Source organism: Roseibium sediminis (assembly GCF_008711325.1).
In the GTDB taxonomy this organism is placed as follows: domain Bacteria; phylum Pseudomonadota; class Alphaproteobacteria; order Rhizobiales; family Stappiaceae; genus Roseibium; species Roseibium sediminis.
Map to the genome: position 1 here is coordinate 1 of NZ_VXDB01000048.1, position 14,285 is coordinate 14,285.

General features: G+C 52.3%; 15 protein-coding genes. 13 read left to right on the top strand and 2 right to left on the bottom strand.

Translation table 11 applies throughout. From position 1 onward, the window contains the following. The 11 genes from tssI to F0155_RS22290 all read left to right on the top strand — a co-directional run. Nucleotides 1–920: type VI secretion system tip protein TssI/VgrG (tssI, locus tag F0155_RS22240; protein ID WP_150526769.1), on the top strand; the 920-nt coding region annotated here is incomplete at its 5' end. Next, complete coding sequence (locus tag F0155_RS22245) at nucleotides 920–1,858, top strand: DUF4123 domain-containing protein (RefSeq protein ID WP_150526770.1); 939 nt, start codon at nucleotides 920–922, stop codon at nucleotides 1,856–1,858. The genes tssI and F0155_RS22245, both read left to right, overlap by 1 nt. Next, the gene (locus F0155_RS22250) at nucleotides 1,855–3,216 is read left to right on the top strand and encodes a hypothetical protein (protein WP_150526771.1); all 1,362 of its coding nucleotides are present in this window, start codon (nucleotides 1,855–1,857) and stop codon (nucleotides 3,214–3,216) included. Before F0155_RS22245 ends, F0155_RS22250 begins: the two co-directional genes overlap by 4 nt. Beyond that, nucleotides 3,216–3,938: an HNH endonuclease family protein gene (locus F0155_RS22255; protein ID WP_150526772.1), complete on the top strand. Its 723-nt coding sequence runs from the start codon at nucleotides 3,216–3,218 to the stop codon at nucleotides 3,936–3,938. The genes F0155_RS22250 and F0155_RS22255 overlap by 1 nt, the downstream gene beginning before the upstream one ends. A 2-nt stretch (nucleotides 3,939–3,940) precedes the next feature. After that, a complete protein-coding gene (locus F0155_RS22260; RefSeq protein ID WP_150526773.1) occupies nucleotides 3,941–4,435 on the top strand; it encodes an SMI1/KNR4 family protein in 495 nt (164 codons plus the stop codon). Between the two features lie 191 nt (nucleotides 4,436–4,626). Beyond that, nucleotides 4,627–5,034, top strand: a complete 408-nt coding sequence (locus tag F0155_RS22265; protein WP_150526774.1) for a hypothetical protein — start codon at nucleotides 4,627–4,629, stop codon at nucleotides 5,032–5,034. 9 nt (nucleotides 5,035–5,043) lie between these two features. After that, complete coding sequence (locus F0155_RS22270; RefSeq protein ID WP_150526775.1) at nucleotides 5,044–5,571, top strand: hypothetical protein; 528 nt, start codon at nucleotides 5,044–5,046, stop codon at nucleotides 5,569–5,571. 81 nt (nucleotides 5,572–5,652) lie between these two features. Beyond that, entirely contained in the window at nucleotides 5,653–6,519 is an 867-nt protein-coding gene (locus F0155_RS22275; RefSeq protein ID WP_150526776.1) for a PAAR domain-containing protein, read from the top strand. A 4-nt stretch (nucleotides 6,520–6,523) separates the two neighbouring features. Next, nucleotides 6,524–6,736, top strand: a complete 213-nt coding sequence (locus F0155_RS22280) for an HNH endonuclease signature motif containing protein (protein WP_161599883.1) — start codon at nucleotides 6,524–6,526, stop codon at nucleotides 6,734–6,736. Beyond that, entirely contained in the window at nucleotides 6,729–7,196 is a 468-nt protein-coding gene (locus F0155_RS22285; protein ID WP_150526778.1) for an SMI1/KNR4 family protein, read from the top strand. The genes F0155_RS22280 and F0155_RS22285 overlap by 8 nt, the downstream gene beginning before the upstream one ends. A gap of 5 nt (nucleotides 7,197–7,201) precedes the next feature. Continuing rightward, nucleotides 7,202–10,222, top strand: coding sequence for a DUF6531 domain-containing protein (locus F0155_RS22290; RefSeq protein WP_150526779.1), 3,021 nt, complete (start codon nucleotides 7,202–7,204; stop codon nucleotides 10,220–10,222). Nucleotides 10,223–10,458: 236 nt separating this feature from the next. Here F0155_RS22290 and F0155_RS22295 read toward each other — a convergent pair. Continuing rightward, nucleotides 10,459–11,561 (bottom strand): IS3 family transposase gene (locus F0155_RS22295; protein ID WP_150526780.1). Its coding sequence is split into 2 segments (ribosomal slippage): nucleotides 10,459–11,300 and nucleotides 11,300–11,561, totalling 1,104 coding nucleotides; the frame shifts between segments, so codons are not numbered across the junction. Nucleotides 11,562–11,793: 232 nt separating this feature from the next. On the opposite strand from F0155_RS22295, the gene F0155_RS22300 reads away from it, so the two are divergent. Both F0155_RS22300 and F0155_RS22305 read left to right on the top strand, forming a co-directional pair. Beyond that, nucleotides 11,794–12,249 carry a hypothetical protein gene (locus F0155_RS22300; protein WP_150526781.1) on the top strand — a complete coding sequence of 152 codons (456 nt, stop codon included), beginning with the start codon at nucleotides 11,794–11,796 and terminating at the stop codon, nucleotides 12,247–12,249. After that, a complete protein-coding gene (locus F0155_RS22305; RefSeq protein WP_150526782.1) occupies nucleotides 12,242–13,285 on the top strand; it encodes a serine/threonine-protein kinase in 1,044 nt (347 codons plus the stop codon). Before F0155_RS22300 ends, F0155_RS22305 begins: the two co-directional genes overlap by 8 nt. 219 nt (nucleotides 13,286–13,504) lie before the next feature. Here the strand turns inward: F0155_RS22305 and F0155_RS22310 are convergent, their stop codons facing one another. Continuing rightward, nucleotides 13,505–14,173 carry a hypothetical protein gene (locus F0155_RS22310; RefSeq protein WP_150526783.1) on the bottom strand — a complete coding sequence of 223 codons (669 nt, stop codon included), beginning with the start codon at nucleotides 14,171–14,173 and terminating at the stop codon, nucleotides 13,505–13,507. Nucleotides 14,174–14,285 lie beyond the last annotated feature (112 nt).

Here is a 14,285-nt window from a genome sequence, read left to right on the forward strand (position 1 = left end):
CGGAAGGCGAGGAGATCTATTGCGACGAGTTTGCCCGGGTGAAGGTCTGGTTCCCGTGGGACCGGCACGGGGAGAAGAACGACAAGTCCTCCTGCTGGATCCGCGTTGCCTCCAACTGGGCAGGCCCCAAATGGGGCCACATCGCCATCCCGCGCATCGGGCAGGAAGTCATCGTCGACTTCCTGGAAGGCGACCCCGACCAGCCCATCATCACAGGCCGCACCTACCACGCCCAGAACATGCCACCCTACAAACTGCCGAGTTTGAAAACCGTCATGGCGATCAAGTCAGACACCCATAAGGGTGGCGGTTCCAATGAGCTGCGGTTTGAGGATGAAAGCGGGCGGGAGCAACTCTACCTCCATGCGCAGATGGATGAGGATCATATTGTTGAACATGATCGCCGCGATCATGTTCGCCACGACGAACATCGCATCACCTCGCATAATCGACATTTGATTGTCGGGCATCAAAATCACCAAAGAGTTGTCGACAACGAATACCGACAGATCAGCAAGGATACGCATTGGATCTTCGGTGGAACGCTCTTCCAGAAGATCTACGGTACCCTGAACCTGACGGTGATGGGGGCGTTTGTGCGCAGTTTTCGCGCAAACCGGTCCACGATTGTAAAGGGAACGGACACTCTCATGGTTGAAGGAGCTTCAACGACAAGCGTGCTTGGCAAAACCACCTTGAAGGCACCAACCATTGTGCTGGAGGGAACCGAGGACCTGACCATTAAAGGGCCGGGTGGGTTTGTGAAAATTGATGCGGGTGGCGTCACAATTGTCGGCAAGCAGGTCAAAATCAATCAGGGCGGATCTCCGGGAACAGCGTCTGATGCCATGCCTGTGCCTCCACAAGAACCATCGGAGCCGCAAGAAGCAGATCCGGCGACAGATCGCGGGTATAGCTGATGCACACATTCGCCTCTCCATATCAGGTTCAAGAAGGTGAGGTTGATTGGGCTGTGCTGAAGGAAAAGTGCAGCTCCGGAACCTTGGTTGCGCTTCTGGATGCGTGTGGCAACAAGGATGTACCGGGTTGGTGTGGCGAGTGGAAAGAACGGGCCGCCTGCCTCTACGAGGACTTGGCAGGAGATTATTACAACACCGAGGCTCCGCATCTTGTCTTGCTGGACACCGAGATACTTGAAACGGTGATATCCGTTGCAGATGAAGATCCAAAATGGGGCTTCATTCTGGAAACGGCCGAGCCAATCTCCATTGAAAACTGGCTGAAACACTGGCGCAGCTGGCTCTACGTATATCCACCCAAGGGGCGGGATACGGTTTTGTTCCGGTTTTATGATCCCAGCTTGATCAAGACAATTCTATCTCTTCCCAACGGGTTTGGCGCTGCGCTGACTGGCCCTGCCTGCGCGATCCACCTCACACCGGATGAAGAACGCGAGACTTGGCAAACACTGGAATTGCCGTCACCTGCTGATGGGTTTCAAAACACGCCAACAACGCCGGTGACCTTGTCAAAGGCTCAGCTGGATCGATTGCTCGATCGGTTTCACGAAGTGCGTCATCTAAGGTTCCTGAAGTTCCTCACCGAAATGTATCCATTGAAAATGGCGCAAGCGACTCGTGATGAAGCGCTGCAGTTCATTCAAGTGAACGAAAGAAAGGCCAATAAACTTGGCTTCGACATGGAAGTGGATGTTGCAAAGTTCCTGATCCTTGCCACCACGTTTGGTCACGGGTTTGAGGCAAACGGGGCCATTCCTGATGCCCCTGCGATTTTGTCAGGCCCGGACTATGTTGCAGGAGAGCCAAAAATAGATCGGCTCGTGGCGGCCGCAAGAGAGCTTGATGCCGCCCGTCTCCAGCCGGGAGGCGTCCGATGAGCGACCTGCAGGTTCAAACAGACCCGGACAGCATTGATATCGCGGATTTGAACTTCTCGGATATCAAGATCCATCCGGATGTCATGTGTCCGGTCTGTCCGAATTCAATGGTGTTGTTCGTCACCTATGATGATTTTTTCCCCTCTCCCGGTTGTCCATTTCATGTGATCATGGAGGGTGGAGCCGAGACCAACGGGACATGCGGCGATAATGGCGTCGTCATCATCAATGGTATCCCGCAGCAACAGGCATTGGTTCTTGTTGGCGAGGATGCTCTTGAATACACGCCGGAAAACCAGCAACGCGCTAACCCGGACTACCTCAAAAACCAGAGCATCGCCCGTTCTCGAACAAGCAGGGATTCGGCAGAAACGATCATCGATGAGCTCAAACCGGCCTGGTACGACTTCTGGACGGATTTGTCTCCGGCTGACCAGCGGCGGCTGGAGCAGGCGGAGCAGGCACGTCAGGAGGCTGTCGATGAGCTCAAGGCAATGGACGCCGATGATGAAGGCGTTTTCAACTGGATCTGGGGGACGATCAAGGGTGAATGGAACGACGACCCGAGCGTCGGCCAGATCATCTGTGATGCTGCAATAACCGCGATCCCTGTTATCGATCAGATAGCCGACTTGCGCGACATTGTTGCTGTCGTTGTAAAACTTTGCGACCGGGAGCGCCGTGAGCGGGAAGGCTGGGTCTTGTGGCTGACACTTGGGATCACTGTGATCGGGCTCATTCCCACAATCGGGTCGGTGCTGAAGGGCTTCTTCAAGATCATCCTGAAAAAGGCGCTTCCCTACATGGCGAAGGCGGCCGACTTCCTGACAGCTTTCAAGAAAATTGCGGCACCAGAAATGATCAACTCGGTTCTGGAGATTGTTCGCTACTTCCATAAGGGCAACGCGGTGAAGTGGCTGCAGGATCAGGCCGCCGCCTTCAGCAATGTCATTCAAACAGCAATTGCGAAACTTCAGGAATTTCTTGCAACATTCACCGCGCAGGCGGCAAAGCATGTTGCCGACCTGAAGGACAGCTGGGTCGTATTTTCGCGTGACTCCAAGATCGCCGCCGCAACGGATGCTCTGGATCGCGCTGTTGAACTTGCCGGTATGGCGGTTGCCAAGGTCAGCGAAATGCTGCGCCATCTGGACGAGGTTATTCAGGAGTTCGTCAAGCGCATCATCAAGTATATCGCCGGAACCCTGATTTCGAAGGAGGCGGCCAAGGAACTTGGCGAGAAGGCTGCGGAAATCTTCGGACGGGTGGCCGCTGAAGCTGCCCAACGCGGTGCAATTGCTGGCGGCGTTGCGACCGGAGCCCAGCAAATCGCCAGCGCGGCGCAGGGGGCTCAGTGATGGCAGGCCTCGGGAAATCCATAAAGGGCAATAGTGCGGCTTTTGACGCAGTCAGAAAAGGCGGCAAGGAATTCAAGGAAGCGGGAACAGGAAAGGTCACACACTTCAACAACGGTGAGAAGCCGCCTTTGAAAGAAGATTTGACTGCCGCAAATAAGGGGAATCCGTATCCTAAAGGAGATCCTTCGCCGCTTTCGAACAAGGAGTGGGATGACGCCCGGCCTAAAGGTACACCAACAAGTGAAAATCCGAATTTTGTAAAAGCAGAGAAGCTCGGAGATGGTTACAAGGTCCATATGCGCCACGAGAGCGGTGATGTATACAGCGTGCCGTACGACAAAAATGGGAACCCAGATTTCCATAACGTCCGTAACGAAAGTAAGGGCGGTACTCCCGTCGAAAATGTTATTTATCCAGGGTCAGATAAAGTCCAAATAGAACTGACAGAGCTTAACCCAAAAGACCTGAATACAGATGGTAGCTTCAAATACCGCCAATATGATCTTAACGACCCTGAACAATTGAAAGCGGCGCAAGACCGAGCTAGGCAAATGGACAAGAGAAAAGCAAACAAGGCTCTAGGTGAGAATTTGGATGGAGATGAGTGGCACTGGCATCACGCTGGCGGGAAAAGCATGATTGCAGTTGATGCGAGTGTACATAAATTATTCAAGCACCATGGGGAGTTCGCAAGCAATAAAGCGGCCCAATTGGGAGAGTAATAATGGTGTCGATCAAAAAGTGGTCCAAAGAAGCATCCGCTTCGAGAATCGAAGAATTTCAGCAAGAGATCGGAGTGGAACTCCCTGCTGATTACGTAGAATTCCTAGCAACCTGCAATGGAGCATCGTTTCCCGCAGATGCCGGTTTTGTAGATGAGGTGAATGAAGCTTCTTGGCCGGTAATGATGCTTTACCATATATCGAATACAGAAGCGGACCTCACAGATGAAAAATATGCCGGTAGGTTTCTAGGTTGGAGCGTATTAAATAATACGGAGGAAATGCGCGGTCAGTTTAACTTACCTTCTGGTTATTTGTGCATTGGTCGTGGACATGAGCATGCGAATATTATTATGGAAATACATAGCGGTGCAATTTATTATTTTATTGAACAGGAGGTGGAAGATGCAGGGGAATTTAAGAAAAAAGCTGTATTAATGGCGAACTCCTTTTCCGAATACTGGGGTGGTTTGGAGGATGAATACCCTATATTCTAATTAATTAAACAGATTAGGATTGAGCTTGTATTCGGTAGTGCAGTATAAATATTATATTTCGAAAGTTTAACGGGTGTGCAGATGGAAATAAATATACCAGTGCCGCAAAAAAATAGCAGGTAGTGGGTGCGGTTGTGAATCTTCTAAATTTCGATGATGAGATTGAAGTTGAGCCGCAGGACCGAAAACGAATGGAAGAACTAGTGGGGCAGGCAGGGCAGTTGTTTTGTAATTTTATGATAGAAAACAATGGTGTTTCTCCAGCAGCCTATAGGTGCGATGCGATAAATATTTCTGGTCGGCGGTTTCCCTTACAAACATTAAAGCGCGTGAGCGGGATGCTCAAGCATAGGGAAACTGAAATGGAATATTTACCTCCGTATCAGAATTACCTTTGCTTTGCACTGGGGCCAAGCTCCCACGAAGAGTTCTTATATTGCATTGTAGGTCCCGATAAAGGATCGGTGTGGGTTTTATACAGGGATCAGGATTTTCAAGTAGGTACAAACTTCTTTCCGGAAGGAGATTACATGATTAAGGTTTCTGAAGATTTCGAAAGTTTCCTTGGCGCATTGGAAGTGGAGCCCGAGGAAGAATAGTAGCTCAAAATGCAAGCGACTAAGTTTGGATATCGGAACAATGAGAATAATATTCAGGGGGCAAAAAATATCATCGAAAGTCTAATTTCTGCGAATATTCCCGACCTATACATCAAGTTTATTGAGGAGTTTGGTACTGGCCAAGACATAATGCCGAATAAACCTAATTGCCCAGAAAAAAAAGATCTACGAATTGATAAGATCTTTGTGTTTTCAGATGTGGAAGCTACAACGTCTGTTGCTAAAATGACTAAAACACTTCAGGTTGATGGCATGATTAGCCCTAATATTATGCTCTTCGCAGAAGCCTACGGTGGCCACCTTCAATACGGTTTGATCTTGGAGGGGCCGCTATATGGATCAGTTGTGGCAATGGACAGTGCGCGATTGATCCTTGATGGAACTGAGACAGAAATTCCGAACGTGAAGGGTGTTTATCACCTCGCACGGACCTTCGATGAATTCATCGATAGCTTGTATTCGGATCCGCAAGAGCTTGAGGAATGGGAAGAAGATTTCGGTCCGCTCAACGGCTAATACCTGGAACTGGAATGGGCGGCGTTTCATGAAGCATTACAGCAAGTTCGAACCAATAACTGCGATGTGACGGGGGCTTTAATGCCAAAAGCTGCGAGACTGGGGGATATTGGGGCCGGGCACGGGTGTTTTCCGCCAACGCCTGCCATTGCCGGCTCATCCGACACGTTCATCAACGGCCGACCAGCGGTTCGTCTGGGGGATGCATTTGTCCCGCACGGATGCCCGAATTGCCCGCCACATCCCCGGTCTCTTTCGGCTGGATCAGCAACAGTGTTCATCAATGGCAAGAAAGCGGGCCGCGTTGGAGATGCCATTGGGTGTGGCGGGTCGGTTTCTACCGGATCAGGCGACACCCTGATTGGCGACGTTGGCATGGGCGGTCCTTTCAAGAGCTGCATGAAGGGTGCAAAAGATTCATCTGCGCCGCTCCTTGATCCCGGATTGAGCAAGTTGGCGGACCCGGCAACCGCCGAGCTTTTGTCTTACCGAAATGCTTTGGCTGGAGGCTTGGACAGTCTCGAGAATTTCGTCTCGCAGACAATGAGTTCCCTGCTTGAAAACGGCATTCAAAATGCTCTGTCCCAACATGTCGCAAGTCTGGTCCCTCCGAGCGTTGGGGCCGCGCTGCCGGGCGCTGCTTTGTCCGCTGTTAAAGACGGGCTGACATCTGACAATCTCGTTTCCGCCCTCAAGGGAAAATTGAACGGAATTGCCAACGATGTCGGCGGACATATGTCAGCCCAATTGGGGCAGGCTTCCAAGTCTTTGACGTCCATGGGAAACCCGTTGACAGCTGTGTTGCCCAATCCACCGGGAAACAGCCTTGCCAATGCTGTTCATGCCATGGCATCCGGTCAGCCTGACGCTCTGAAATCGACCTTAACGGCAATGGCGACTGAAAAGGTGCCAAATCTTGCCGCCCATGCCGCCGGAACCACTTTGTGAAATTATGACCGTAACCAAAGACATAAAACCGAGCCGCATCCGCGATTGTTATCTCGCTGTTCGTCAAACCGGCAATCAGCGCACGCCGCGTGGGTATACCTGGCACCATGATGGTGCGAACCCGGGGAGCCTGCAGTTGGTCGAAACAGGAGTTCACAACGCGTTTCCACATTCTGGCGGCGTAACTGTCATTCGGGAACAGCTGGAAAATGGTTAAGATCCTACAGGCTGAGCCGGGGCTTACGCCTGCTGAAATGGTTGGTTTGGAAGGGTGGCTCGGATTTGCCTTGCCTGAACCTCTCAAGGCCCAGTTACTGAAGAAAAATGGCGGTCGTCCTGTGCCGGAGTGTTTCAAGTTCCTTGACTATGACGGCCCATATTCGGACTCATTGATCGATTGGTTTCTGACATTCGACGCGGACGCTGAACATTCCAATTTTTTTGAATATTTCGACATGTACCATCGTGGGGGGCGAATACTTCCGCACATGATCCCGTTTGCTCACGATCCATTCGGCAATCTCCTCCTGATAAGTGTGTCAGGGAAAGACGAGGGAGCTGTTTTCTTCTGGGATCATGAAAGGGAAGATGGCAACGGACCGAGCTATGATAATCTCAATTTTCTTGGCACGGACCTTCAGCATTTCTATTCCCGCCTTTTTGCCTGGCAGGGCTGAACTCCATGGACGATCTTTACCGGCTCTATGACTACCGTGGCACACGGCCCGCGCAAATGCTGCTGGTTGATAACATCTTTGATCCGGTAATAGGAGAGCTCAGGGTATCCCGACAGGATTTCTTCATCCCAGGCCCCATTCCTCTATCACTGCTTTCGACCTGGCAGTCGATGGCACTGTTCAATGGCCAGATAGGGAAGGGGTGGATCGATAACTGGAACATATTTGTGCTTCCTAAACTGGAGCACATGCATCTTCATCTTCCTACGGGTGAAATTGCGGCATTTGAAACGCCATGGTCAGGGGGGCAGTCCGCCCATCCGGTTGTAAAGGACTGGAAGCTCGAATTTCTCAATGATCGCCCGACTTTTCAGGTGCCAGGAGGTTTCTTTTATGAATTTGGTCTCAGTGATGGGCAAAGGCTTTATCTCCGTCGGATCTATAATCAAAAAGGCGATGAGCTGAGGTTCAAACGCACAGCTTATGGGGATCTGAAGCAGGTCATAAGATCGGACGGCGTTTCGGTCCGAGTGGAATGTAGCGACATCAACTTCGATCGGATCCTTGGCCCAGACCCGGAAACAGGGCAGGAAGTGGAACTGGCGGCTTATCGATACAATCCGGCAGGACAATTGATATATTCACGTGGTGTCGACTCTGGGGAGTGGGCCTATGTTTACTCCGAAGATGGGCGGTTAAGTCACAGGGTCCGTCCGAACGAAGCCTGCGAGGCTTTTCTCTACGACGGGTTAGGCAGGTTGACCACGCGCCGCATGACACACGGGATGATGGCGCTTGATTGCGCCTATCCAAGAGAGGACCTGACTGTTATTCGGCGCGGCGGTGAGCAACTCGTTTCGTTCGAGCTCAATCCGGAAGTGCGGGCCATATCTGGGATTGAATTTGCTGATAAGACCCGTCTTGAGCTTGTGCGGGATGAACTGGGGCGTGTTGTTTCTGCCGAGGCTTCGAGCAGGAAGCCGGTTTCATATGATTATGACAGTCAGTGGGGCTTGCTGCATGGTATCAAGTGCGAGGAAGCCAATCTCCTCAAGTTTGAGCGCGATGACTTGGGAAGTCTTCGAGAGGCAAGTCTCTTGGGTCTAACTTGGGAGTTTTCCTATGCGGACAAAGGTGAGCTGCTGTCCGCGACCAGCCCTGAGGGAAATGTTGAAGTCTTGCCCTTGAGCCAGGAGCAGAGAAGCGGTGGAAAGCCGACGGCGTATGATCTTCGGCTTGGGGCCGAAGCCGCATGTTCAATGCTTGGGACTTATTTGGAACGCCCTGCGTTCCAGCATCCACATTGGATCGGGCAAAGGGCGGATAAATTGGCGCCTGCTTTCGAGATTCTCAGTTGGGTTTCGTGTGTTTCCCAGTGCGCGGCTGAAGCCCTGCAATTTCCTTTTGCACTTCTAGGACAGAAGGCGCCGATTTCTCTCGGCCTACCGAATGATCCGTTCAGAGCGGTTGGCCATCTGATGCTTTCAGCAATGTTTGGTGCTGCTGATGAGCACTTCAATCCACAATGTGCCTTTGCATACGGGGTATGGGTTTATCCGTTCCAGATAGTCTCTGTTCCAGCCAATTGTGTGGATGGAGAATTGCAAAGTGAAAAAAATGGGAGAGACAAGCTGGGTCGCCTCATCTCCGATGCTGACCAAACTATTCGATTCAACTTCCTTTCCAACGGCACCCTTGCGTCAGTTGAAGACGAGCATGGAAATGAGGCAGCGGTTGTTTCTGAAAACAAAATTGCTTTTGCAGGACATTGCCATGTGGAGGTTCATGATTGGGGTGATGAAAGCAGTCTCAGGCTAACACCCTGGAATGCAGGAGCTGTGGATCCCGCGTCTCAAGCGATCGAGGCAAAGTCTCGCAGGACTTTGGGCCAAGCAGAAAGCGAAATATCTCTTCCCGATGACAAGATATTGAAACGAACGTTCAATGGCCGACTTTGTACTGAACAAATATGGAGTGACGGCAGGCGTGCCAAGTCCCTTCGCCAAGTTGAAGGGAAACTTGAATGGGAGAACCTGGCCGGGCATTGGAAGGTCTCAGATCAAGAGGTCTTCCTCAACGACGTTCAAATAGCAGAAATTGTGCGAGGCGAGGGAAAGAGGGAGTTCAGGCACACTGCGGGAGACACCATCCTCCTTACTCATTCAGCTACAGCCACGGAGTTGTGTCGGGTAGAAACGGCCAATGGTGAAGGGTTTCGAGCCTCACGGGTCGGGGATGATGTCGAAATTGAAGGCTCTTCCGGAACTGAACGGCTTGTTTTCAAAAGGGATGAGATAAGTTTTGTTGAGAAAGGCAGCGTTGGCGGACTAATGGTTGAAGGCCGTACAGATCATTTTCGGCTCAAATGGGACGGGCAAGAAGCAGATGTTGTTCGGACCGGTAATTTGACGCATGTTGATTTGGGCAGAAACGCTATTGAAGTGAATACAATCCTCCGCGATTACAGATTGCCCGCAGAGACAGTCCTCTTGCTGGGGGGCAAAGAGGTTCTGCGTTTCAATTACACGTGGAGTCTCGGCCGACGCCTGAAAGGGGTTGAGCTGAAACCGTTGATTTCAGGTTTTTTCCAAAACGACCGATCGGGACGGTTGCCAATCAAGACAGACTATGGATTTCTTCCATGTGGGACTTTGGCGAACCTGAGAACATCCGATGCGAATCAGCGAAACTCGGATCTTGGCTTTCTGTGGTCTTCTGGCAAAAGGCAAGTAGCAATTTCATGCAGCACAACGTCAGGCTCTGAGGACTGGGCTACATTTGGCGCTCAAGATGGCCAGATTCTGATCAACGCGGATGGCATAAAGTTTTCCAGCACTTGTGCAAAAGGGCTTCCCAAATTTAACGTCGTCTCGAAACGGGATATGGCATTGAGCTTGATAGAGCAGAGGCTACGGTTTGGGAATTTGTTCCAATTGTTCTCAAATGTGCCAGTTATTAACGACTTGTTTCCATTCGAGATGTTTTTGCCGAAGACAAGTTTTCCTCTTCATGCAGAACTTATGTAATCCGTAGCTGCTCATTTTCCTGCACGTTGACGCGACCCGGTTGCCGTTGTCGCCTTCAGATGGCTGCGACGGAAGAGGCCGTGGTTCAGGCGAAGCTGAATGGCAACTGACCTTGACCGGCTCTAACTTGCACTGACCTGAGCCCCAATTCTCTTCCGGCTTAGCGCGGAGTCCTTTGGTTGATTGAAGTGCGACCCAACATGCCCCCGGGACGGGCTAGAGTTTTCCGGACCAAATCAGGAACACGGGCTGGCTGCGTGTTCTGATTTCATCAGGTCCTTTGGTACCTTGTTGCCGATGGCACCGTGAGGTCTGTGTTCGTTGTAGTCCTTTCGCCAATCCTCCAACTTTTCGGCTGCATCTGCAAGGCTCAGGAACCAGTGTGCATTCAGGCACTCGGCCCTGAACCGGCCGTTGAAGGCCTCAATGAAGGCGTTATCCGTCGGTTTCCCCGGCCTGGAGAAGTCCAGCGTAACGCCTCTTTGGTAGGCCCACAGATCGAGATCTCGAGAGATGAACTCGGAGCCCTGATCGACCCGGATCGTCTTGGGATAACCAATCCGCGTGCAGACAGTTTCCAGGGTTCTCACCACATCCTCGCCCCGGTAGCTGAAGCGCGGATCAAGCGCCGGCACATAGCGGGAGTACGTGTCGATCACCGTCAGAACACGGATCTTCCGACCGGTCGCGAGCTGGTCATGCACGAAATCCATGGCCCAGACATCGTTCGGCCCGACTGCTTCCTGCCGGTCTTCGCGCAGCTTTGCCTTCACCCGGCGCTTGGGATGCTTGTTCCTCAGTTGCAGGCCCAATTCGTTGTAGATCCGCCGCGTTTTCTTCATGTTGATGACCCAGCCCTCCCGGCGCAGCAATACATGCACGCGCCGATATCCGAACCGGACGCGCGTCTGGCAAATCTCTCTGATCCGCTGTTCCAAAGCGGCCTGGCCGGATCGACGGGACTTGTAGCGATAGGTCGTCGGATCGAACCTGATCACCGCGCACGCACGGCGAATGGACACCGACCAGTCCGACCGCATCTCGTCGACCAGCGTTCTCTTCCGGGCAGGCCTCAGAGCTTTCGTTTGACGATGTCTTGGAGCATTTCCTTGTCGAGAGACAGGTCCGCGACGATCTTCTTGAGCCGGGCGTTCTCCTGCTCCAGCTCCCGGAGCCGTTTCATCTCCGACGGCATCAGCCCCGCGTATTTCTTCCGCCAGTTGAAATACGTCGCCTGGCTGATCCCGGCTTCACGGCAGATCTCCGCAACAGAAACACCTTCTTCCCCACGCTTGACGATGAACGCCTTCTGCGCATCCGAAAACTTCGATGCCTTCATCAATTCCGCTCCTTCCCAGCCAGGAAAATCGTCGCGGAAAACTCTAACTTAAATCGAGGGCATTTGGCGGGAGCACATCAGAACCGAATCCCTTCCGATCCGGAGGACGGAACTCAATGAGTTGCCTAAGGTGGATAACCTTGAGTTGTGGTTCAGGCAATGGCATAAAATCGTTGTGACTGGGCCAAAGAATCACCCGGGAGGAGGTCCTTGGTCCTGATCGGGGGGAACTATGATCACGATTGGCATTCGCGCCACACCGAAGGTCGTCACCTTCGCGATATATGACACAAAAGCGGAAACCATAGTAAATGTTGAAAAGATAAAGATTCCAGCGGCGTTCGAAACTCCTGCTGCCCTGAAATATGTGCGTTCGAACCTATTAGACGTGCTTCGTGAGTATGAAGTCGCCCGAGCTGGCGTGAGAGTGACCGAGTCCATAGCAAACCACCCCAACATCGAACGGATACAGATCGAAGGAGTTATCCAGGAAGCGTTTGCGAGCAGCGAGCTGCAATCCTACTACGTCGGTCAGATCGCATCGATCTCCAAACGTCTCGGCGTCGATCGGAAAAAATTCAAGCCGCTAGTCGATGGCATTGATGATCCTGGAGTTGAGAACTGGAGGAAGATGGGAAAGGAAGAGCGGGAAGCGATCCTTTGCGCCATGGGAGCCAAGGATGCTTAAGCCTTACCAAAAGGCTGAACTCGCCTTCGACATCATCAAGGAAATCGGGCAAGACGGCCGCAATTCGCGAACCTTCGTTGCGCGAGACCATCAACTCAATGCTGAGATCGTCATCAAGCAGATCCGGAAGAGCACCTTGGACTCGCCTGACGAATTTTTCGCCGAGTCCCAAGCCCTATATGCGAGCGCGCATCCGAACGTTGTCCAGGTTCACTACGCTTGCTATGACGCTGACCATATCTACGTGGCGATGCCGTTTTATCGCAACGGCTCGGCAAAAGACTTGATCACGGGATGCCATATGACCGTCCGGGAGATTATCACTCTCGGCTCGCAGATCCTTGCTGGGCTGCACAACATCCATTCCAAGGGACTTGTGCACTTTGACGTGAAACCCGACAACATCCTTTTGTCATCGCGGCAGGAGGCACTCGTATCGGACTTCGGGCAAGCTAAGCAGATGAACTACTCAGGGATTGCGGCACAGGACAGGCATTATACGCCAATGATCGCTCCGGAGGCTCTGGAGACAGATCACTTCGAGCGGACATTTGACATCTATCAGGTTGGGTTGACGCTGTACCGGATGTGCAATGGCAACGAACATTTCTACGCACAGATGGATAAGTACGGTCCGCCCGAAGCGTTTGACCGCGCGGCGTTCCGCTTCGATGTCCGCAACGGTAAGTTTCCCGATCGGAAGTCCTTTGCCCCACATGTGCCATCAACATTGCGTAATGTGATCAAGAAATGCTTGGAAACAAATCCGGTGAATCGCTATCAGTCGGCGCTAGACGTGGCAAACGCTATAGCTGGGATAGATGGCGCCTGCCTCGACTGGCGGCTCGTAGTGCATGCGGACCGTAAGGTTTGGACAAAGGCGAGCGATGAAACCCAGTATGAACTGACCGTTAACGCGGATGGAACCACTACCTGCTACAAAAGCGTCAATGGAGGAAAGGCACGCCGATTGGGCGATGCTTGCAAGGACAAGATTACCGACAAGGATCTCAGGAAGATTTTCACGGACTACTGATGCGCAAGGTGAAGAACAGTCCCAGCAACTACTTTAAACGCTCGCAGATGAGACCTGCGTGCGTAGTGGTTGAACGCGTGGCGGAAGAGCCAAGAAAGCGAACGGCGGACGACTTCTCACGCGCACTGATCGATAACAACTTCTATGTGAGCTTCCGGCTTGAATCGAAGGTAGATAAGCGCAAATAGCTCCTCTGGACCGCTTGTGGCGGCCTCGGCCTCAAGCCTCTCCATTCATGTGCTTCACAAATCTGCGAAGGCGCGCGCGTTCCTGAAGATTGGCTGTCATGGCCCGGATACCAAGAGGTTGACCGAGGGGGCGGCTCTTGCGCCCGTCAGCAATCATCTCGCCAACGATAGCCAGTGCCGGATTGATCCGGCGCACGCTCCATCCGTGTTTGTCGGCGAGAGCGGAACATGAGACCATACTGTCAGTGTCCAGAACTGCCAGAGCAACGGTTGCTGCATCCTGGCGAGGGCTGACGTCTTCGAAGACGATCGGATCGAATGTTTCATAAAGCTTGGGGGCGGTAACGACGTTGCCAAACGGTCTGCCGATAACCTTGTTGATCCGCAGCATTTCCTCAAGTTCCAACTCACCTAAAGCCTCGAGAATTTCCATTTTCGATGCTTCGGGAAACTGGGAAATGATCTGATCGTAGTCGAAGACGTCAGCCCATCCGCGCTCGGCGTGTTCACTCATCCAGCGCCCAAGGTAGGCAGCGTCCTCTGACAGCGTCACGCGTTTTAAGATGAAGTTCACAGCTGCCTCGGTATCGACGGCAAGCCTGGTGATCTCCTGTCGCCACTTCTCCTCGTCGATCTCGGACTGCGGCGGATGAGTGAGGCTGTAGATGGCAGCCAGATGACCACCCGCTATTGGTACCATGGATATGCTGGCATCAACGAGCTTCCGGAACAGAGCTCGTTTAGGAGAAGCGGTTGGTGTCCGTCGTCAGGGATTTTTGGACAGCTATGAGCGTTGTTTAAGGGAGTATCTG

What these genes read in the sequence shown, in the direction of transcription:
- F0155_RS22310 (WP_150526783.1), bottom strand. Translation starts at nt 14,173, where the DNA reads ATGGTACCAATAGCGGGTGGTCATCTGGCTGCCATCTACAGCCTCACT.
- F0155_RS22280 (WP_161599883.1), top strand. Translation starts at nt 6,524, where the DNA reads ATGACCGTAACCAAAGACATAAAACCGAGCCGCATCCGCGATTGTTAT.
- F0155_RS22290 (WP_150526779.1), top strand. Translation starts at nt 7,202, where the DNA reads ATGGACGATCTTTACCGGCTCTATGACTACCGTGGCACACGGCCCGCG.
- F0155_RS22270 (WP_150526775.1), top strand. Translation starts at nt 5,044, where the DNA reads ATGCAAGCGACTAAGTTTGGATATCGGAACAATGAGAATAATATTCAG.
- F0155_RS22245 (WP_150526770.1), top strand. Translation starts at nt 920, where the DNA reads ATGCACACATTCGCCTCTCCATATCAGGTTCAAGAAGGTGAGGTTGAT.
- F0155_RS22300 (WP_150526781.1), top strand. Translation starts at nt 11,794, where the DNA reads ATGATCACGATTGGCATTCGCGCCACACCGAAGGTCGTCACCTTCGCG.
- F0155_RS22305 (WP_150526782.1), top strand. Translation starts at nt 12,242, where the DNA reads ATGCTTAAGCCTTACCAAAAGGCTGAACTCGCCTTCGACATCATCAAG.
- F0155_RS22260 (WP_150526773.1), top strand. Translation starts at nt 3,941, where the DNA reads ATGGTGTCGATCAAAAAGTGGTCCAAAGAAGCATCCGCTTCGAGAATC.
- F0155_RS22285 (WP_150526778.1), top strand. Translation starts at nt 6,729, where the DNA reads ATGGTTAAGATCCTACAGGCTGAGCCGGGGCTTACGCCTGCTGAAATG.
- F0155_RS22275 (WP_150526776.1), top strand. Translation starts at nt 5,653, where the DNA reads ATGCCAAAAGCTGCGAGACTGGGGGATATTGGGGCCGGGCACGGGTGT.
- F0155_RS22265 (WP_150526774.1), top strand. Translation starts at nt 4,627, where the DNA reads ATGGAAGAACTAGTGGGGCAGGCAGGGCAGTTGTTTTGTAATTTTATG.
- F0155_RS22250 (WP_150526771.1), top strand. Translation starts at nt 1,855, where the DNA reads ATGAGCGACCTGCAGGTTCAAACAGACCCGGACAGCATTGATATCGCG.
- F0155_RS22255 (WP_150526772.1), top strand. Translation starts at nt 3,216, where the DNA reads ATGGCAGGCCTCGGGAAATCCATAAAGGGCAATAGTGCGGCTTTTGAC.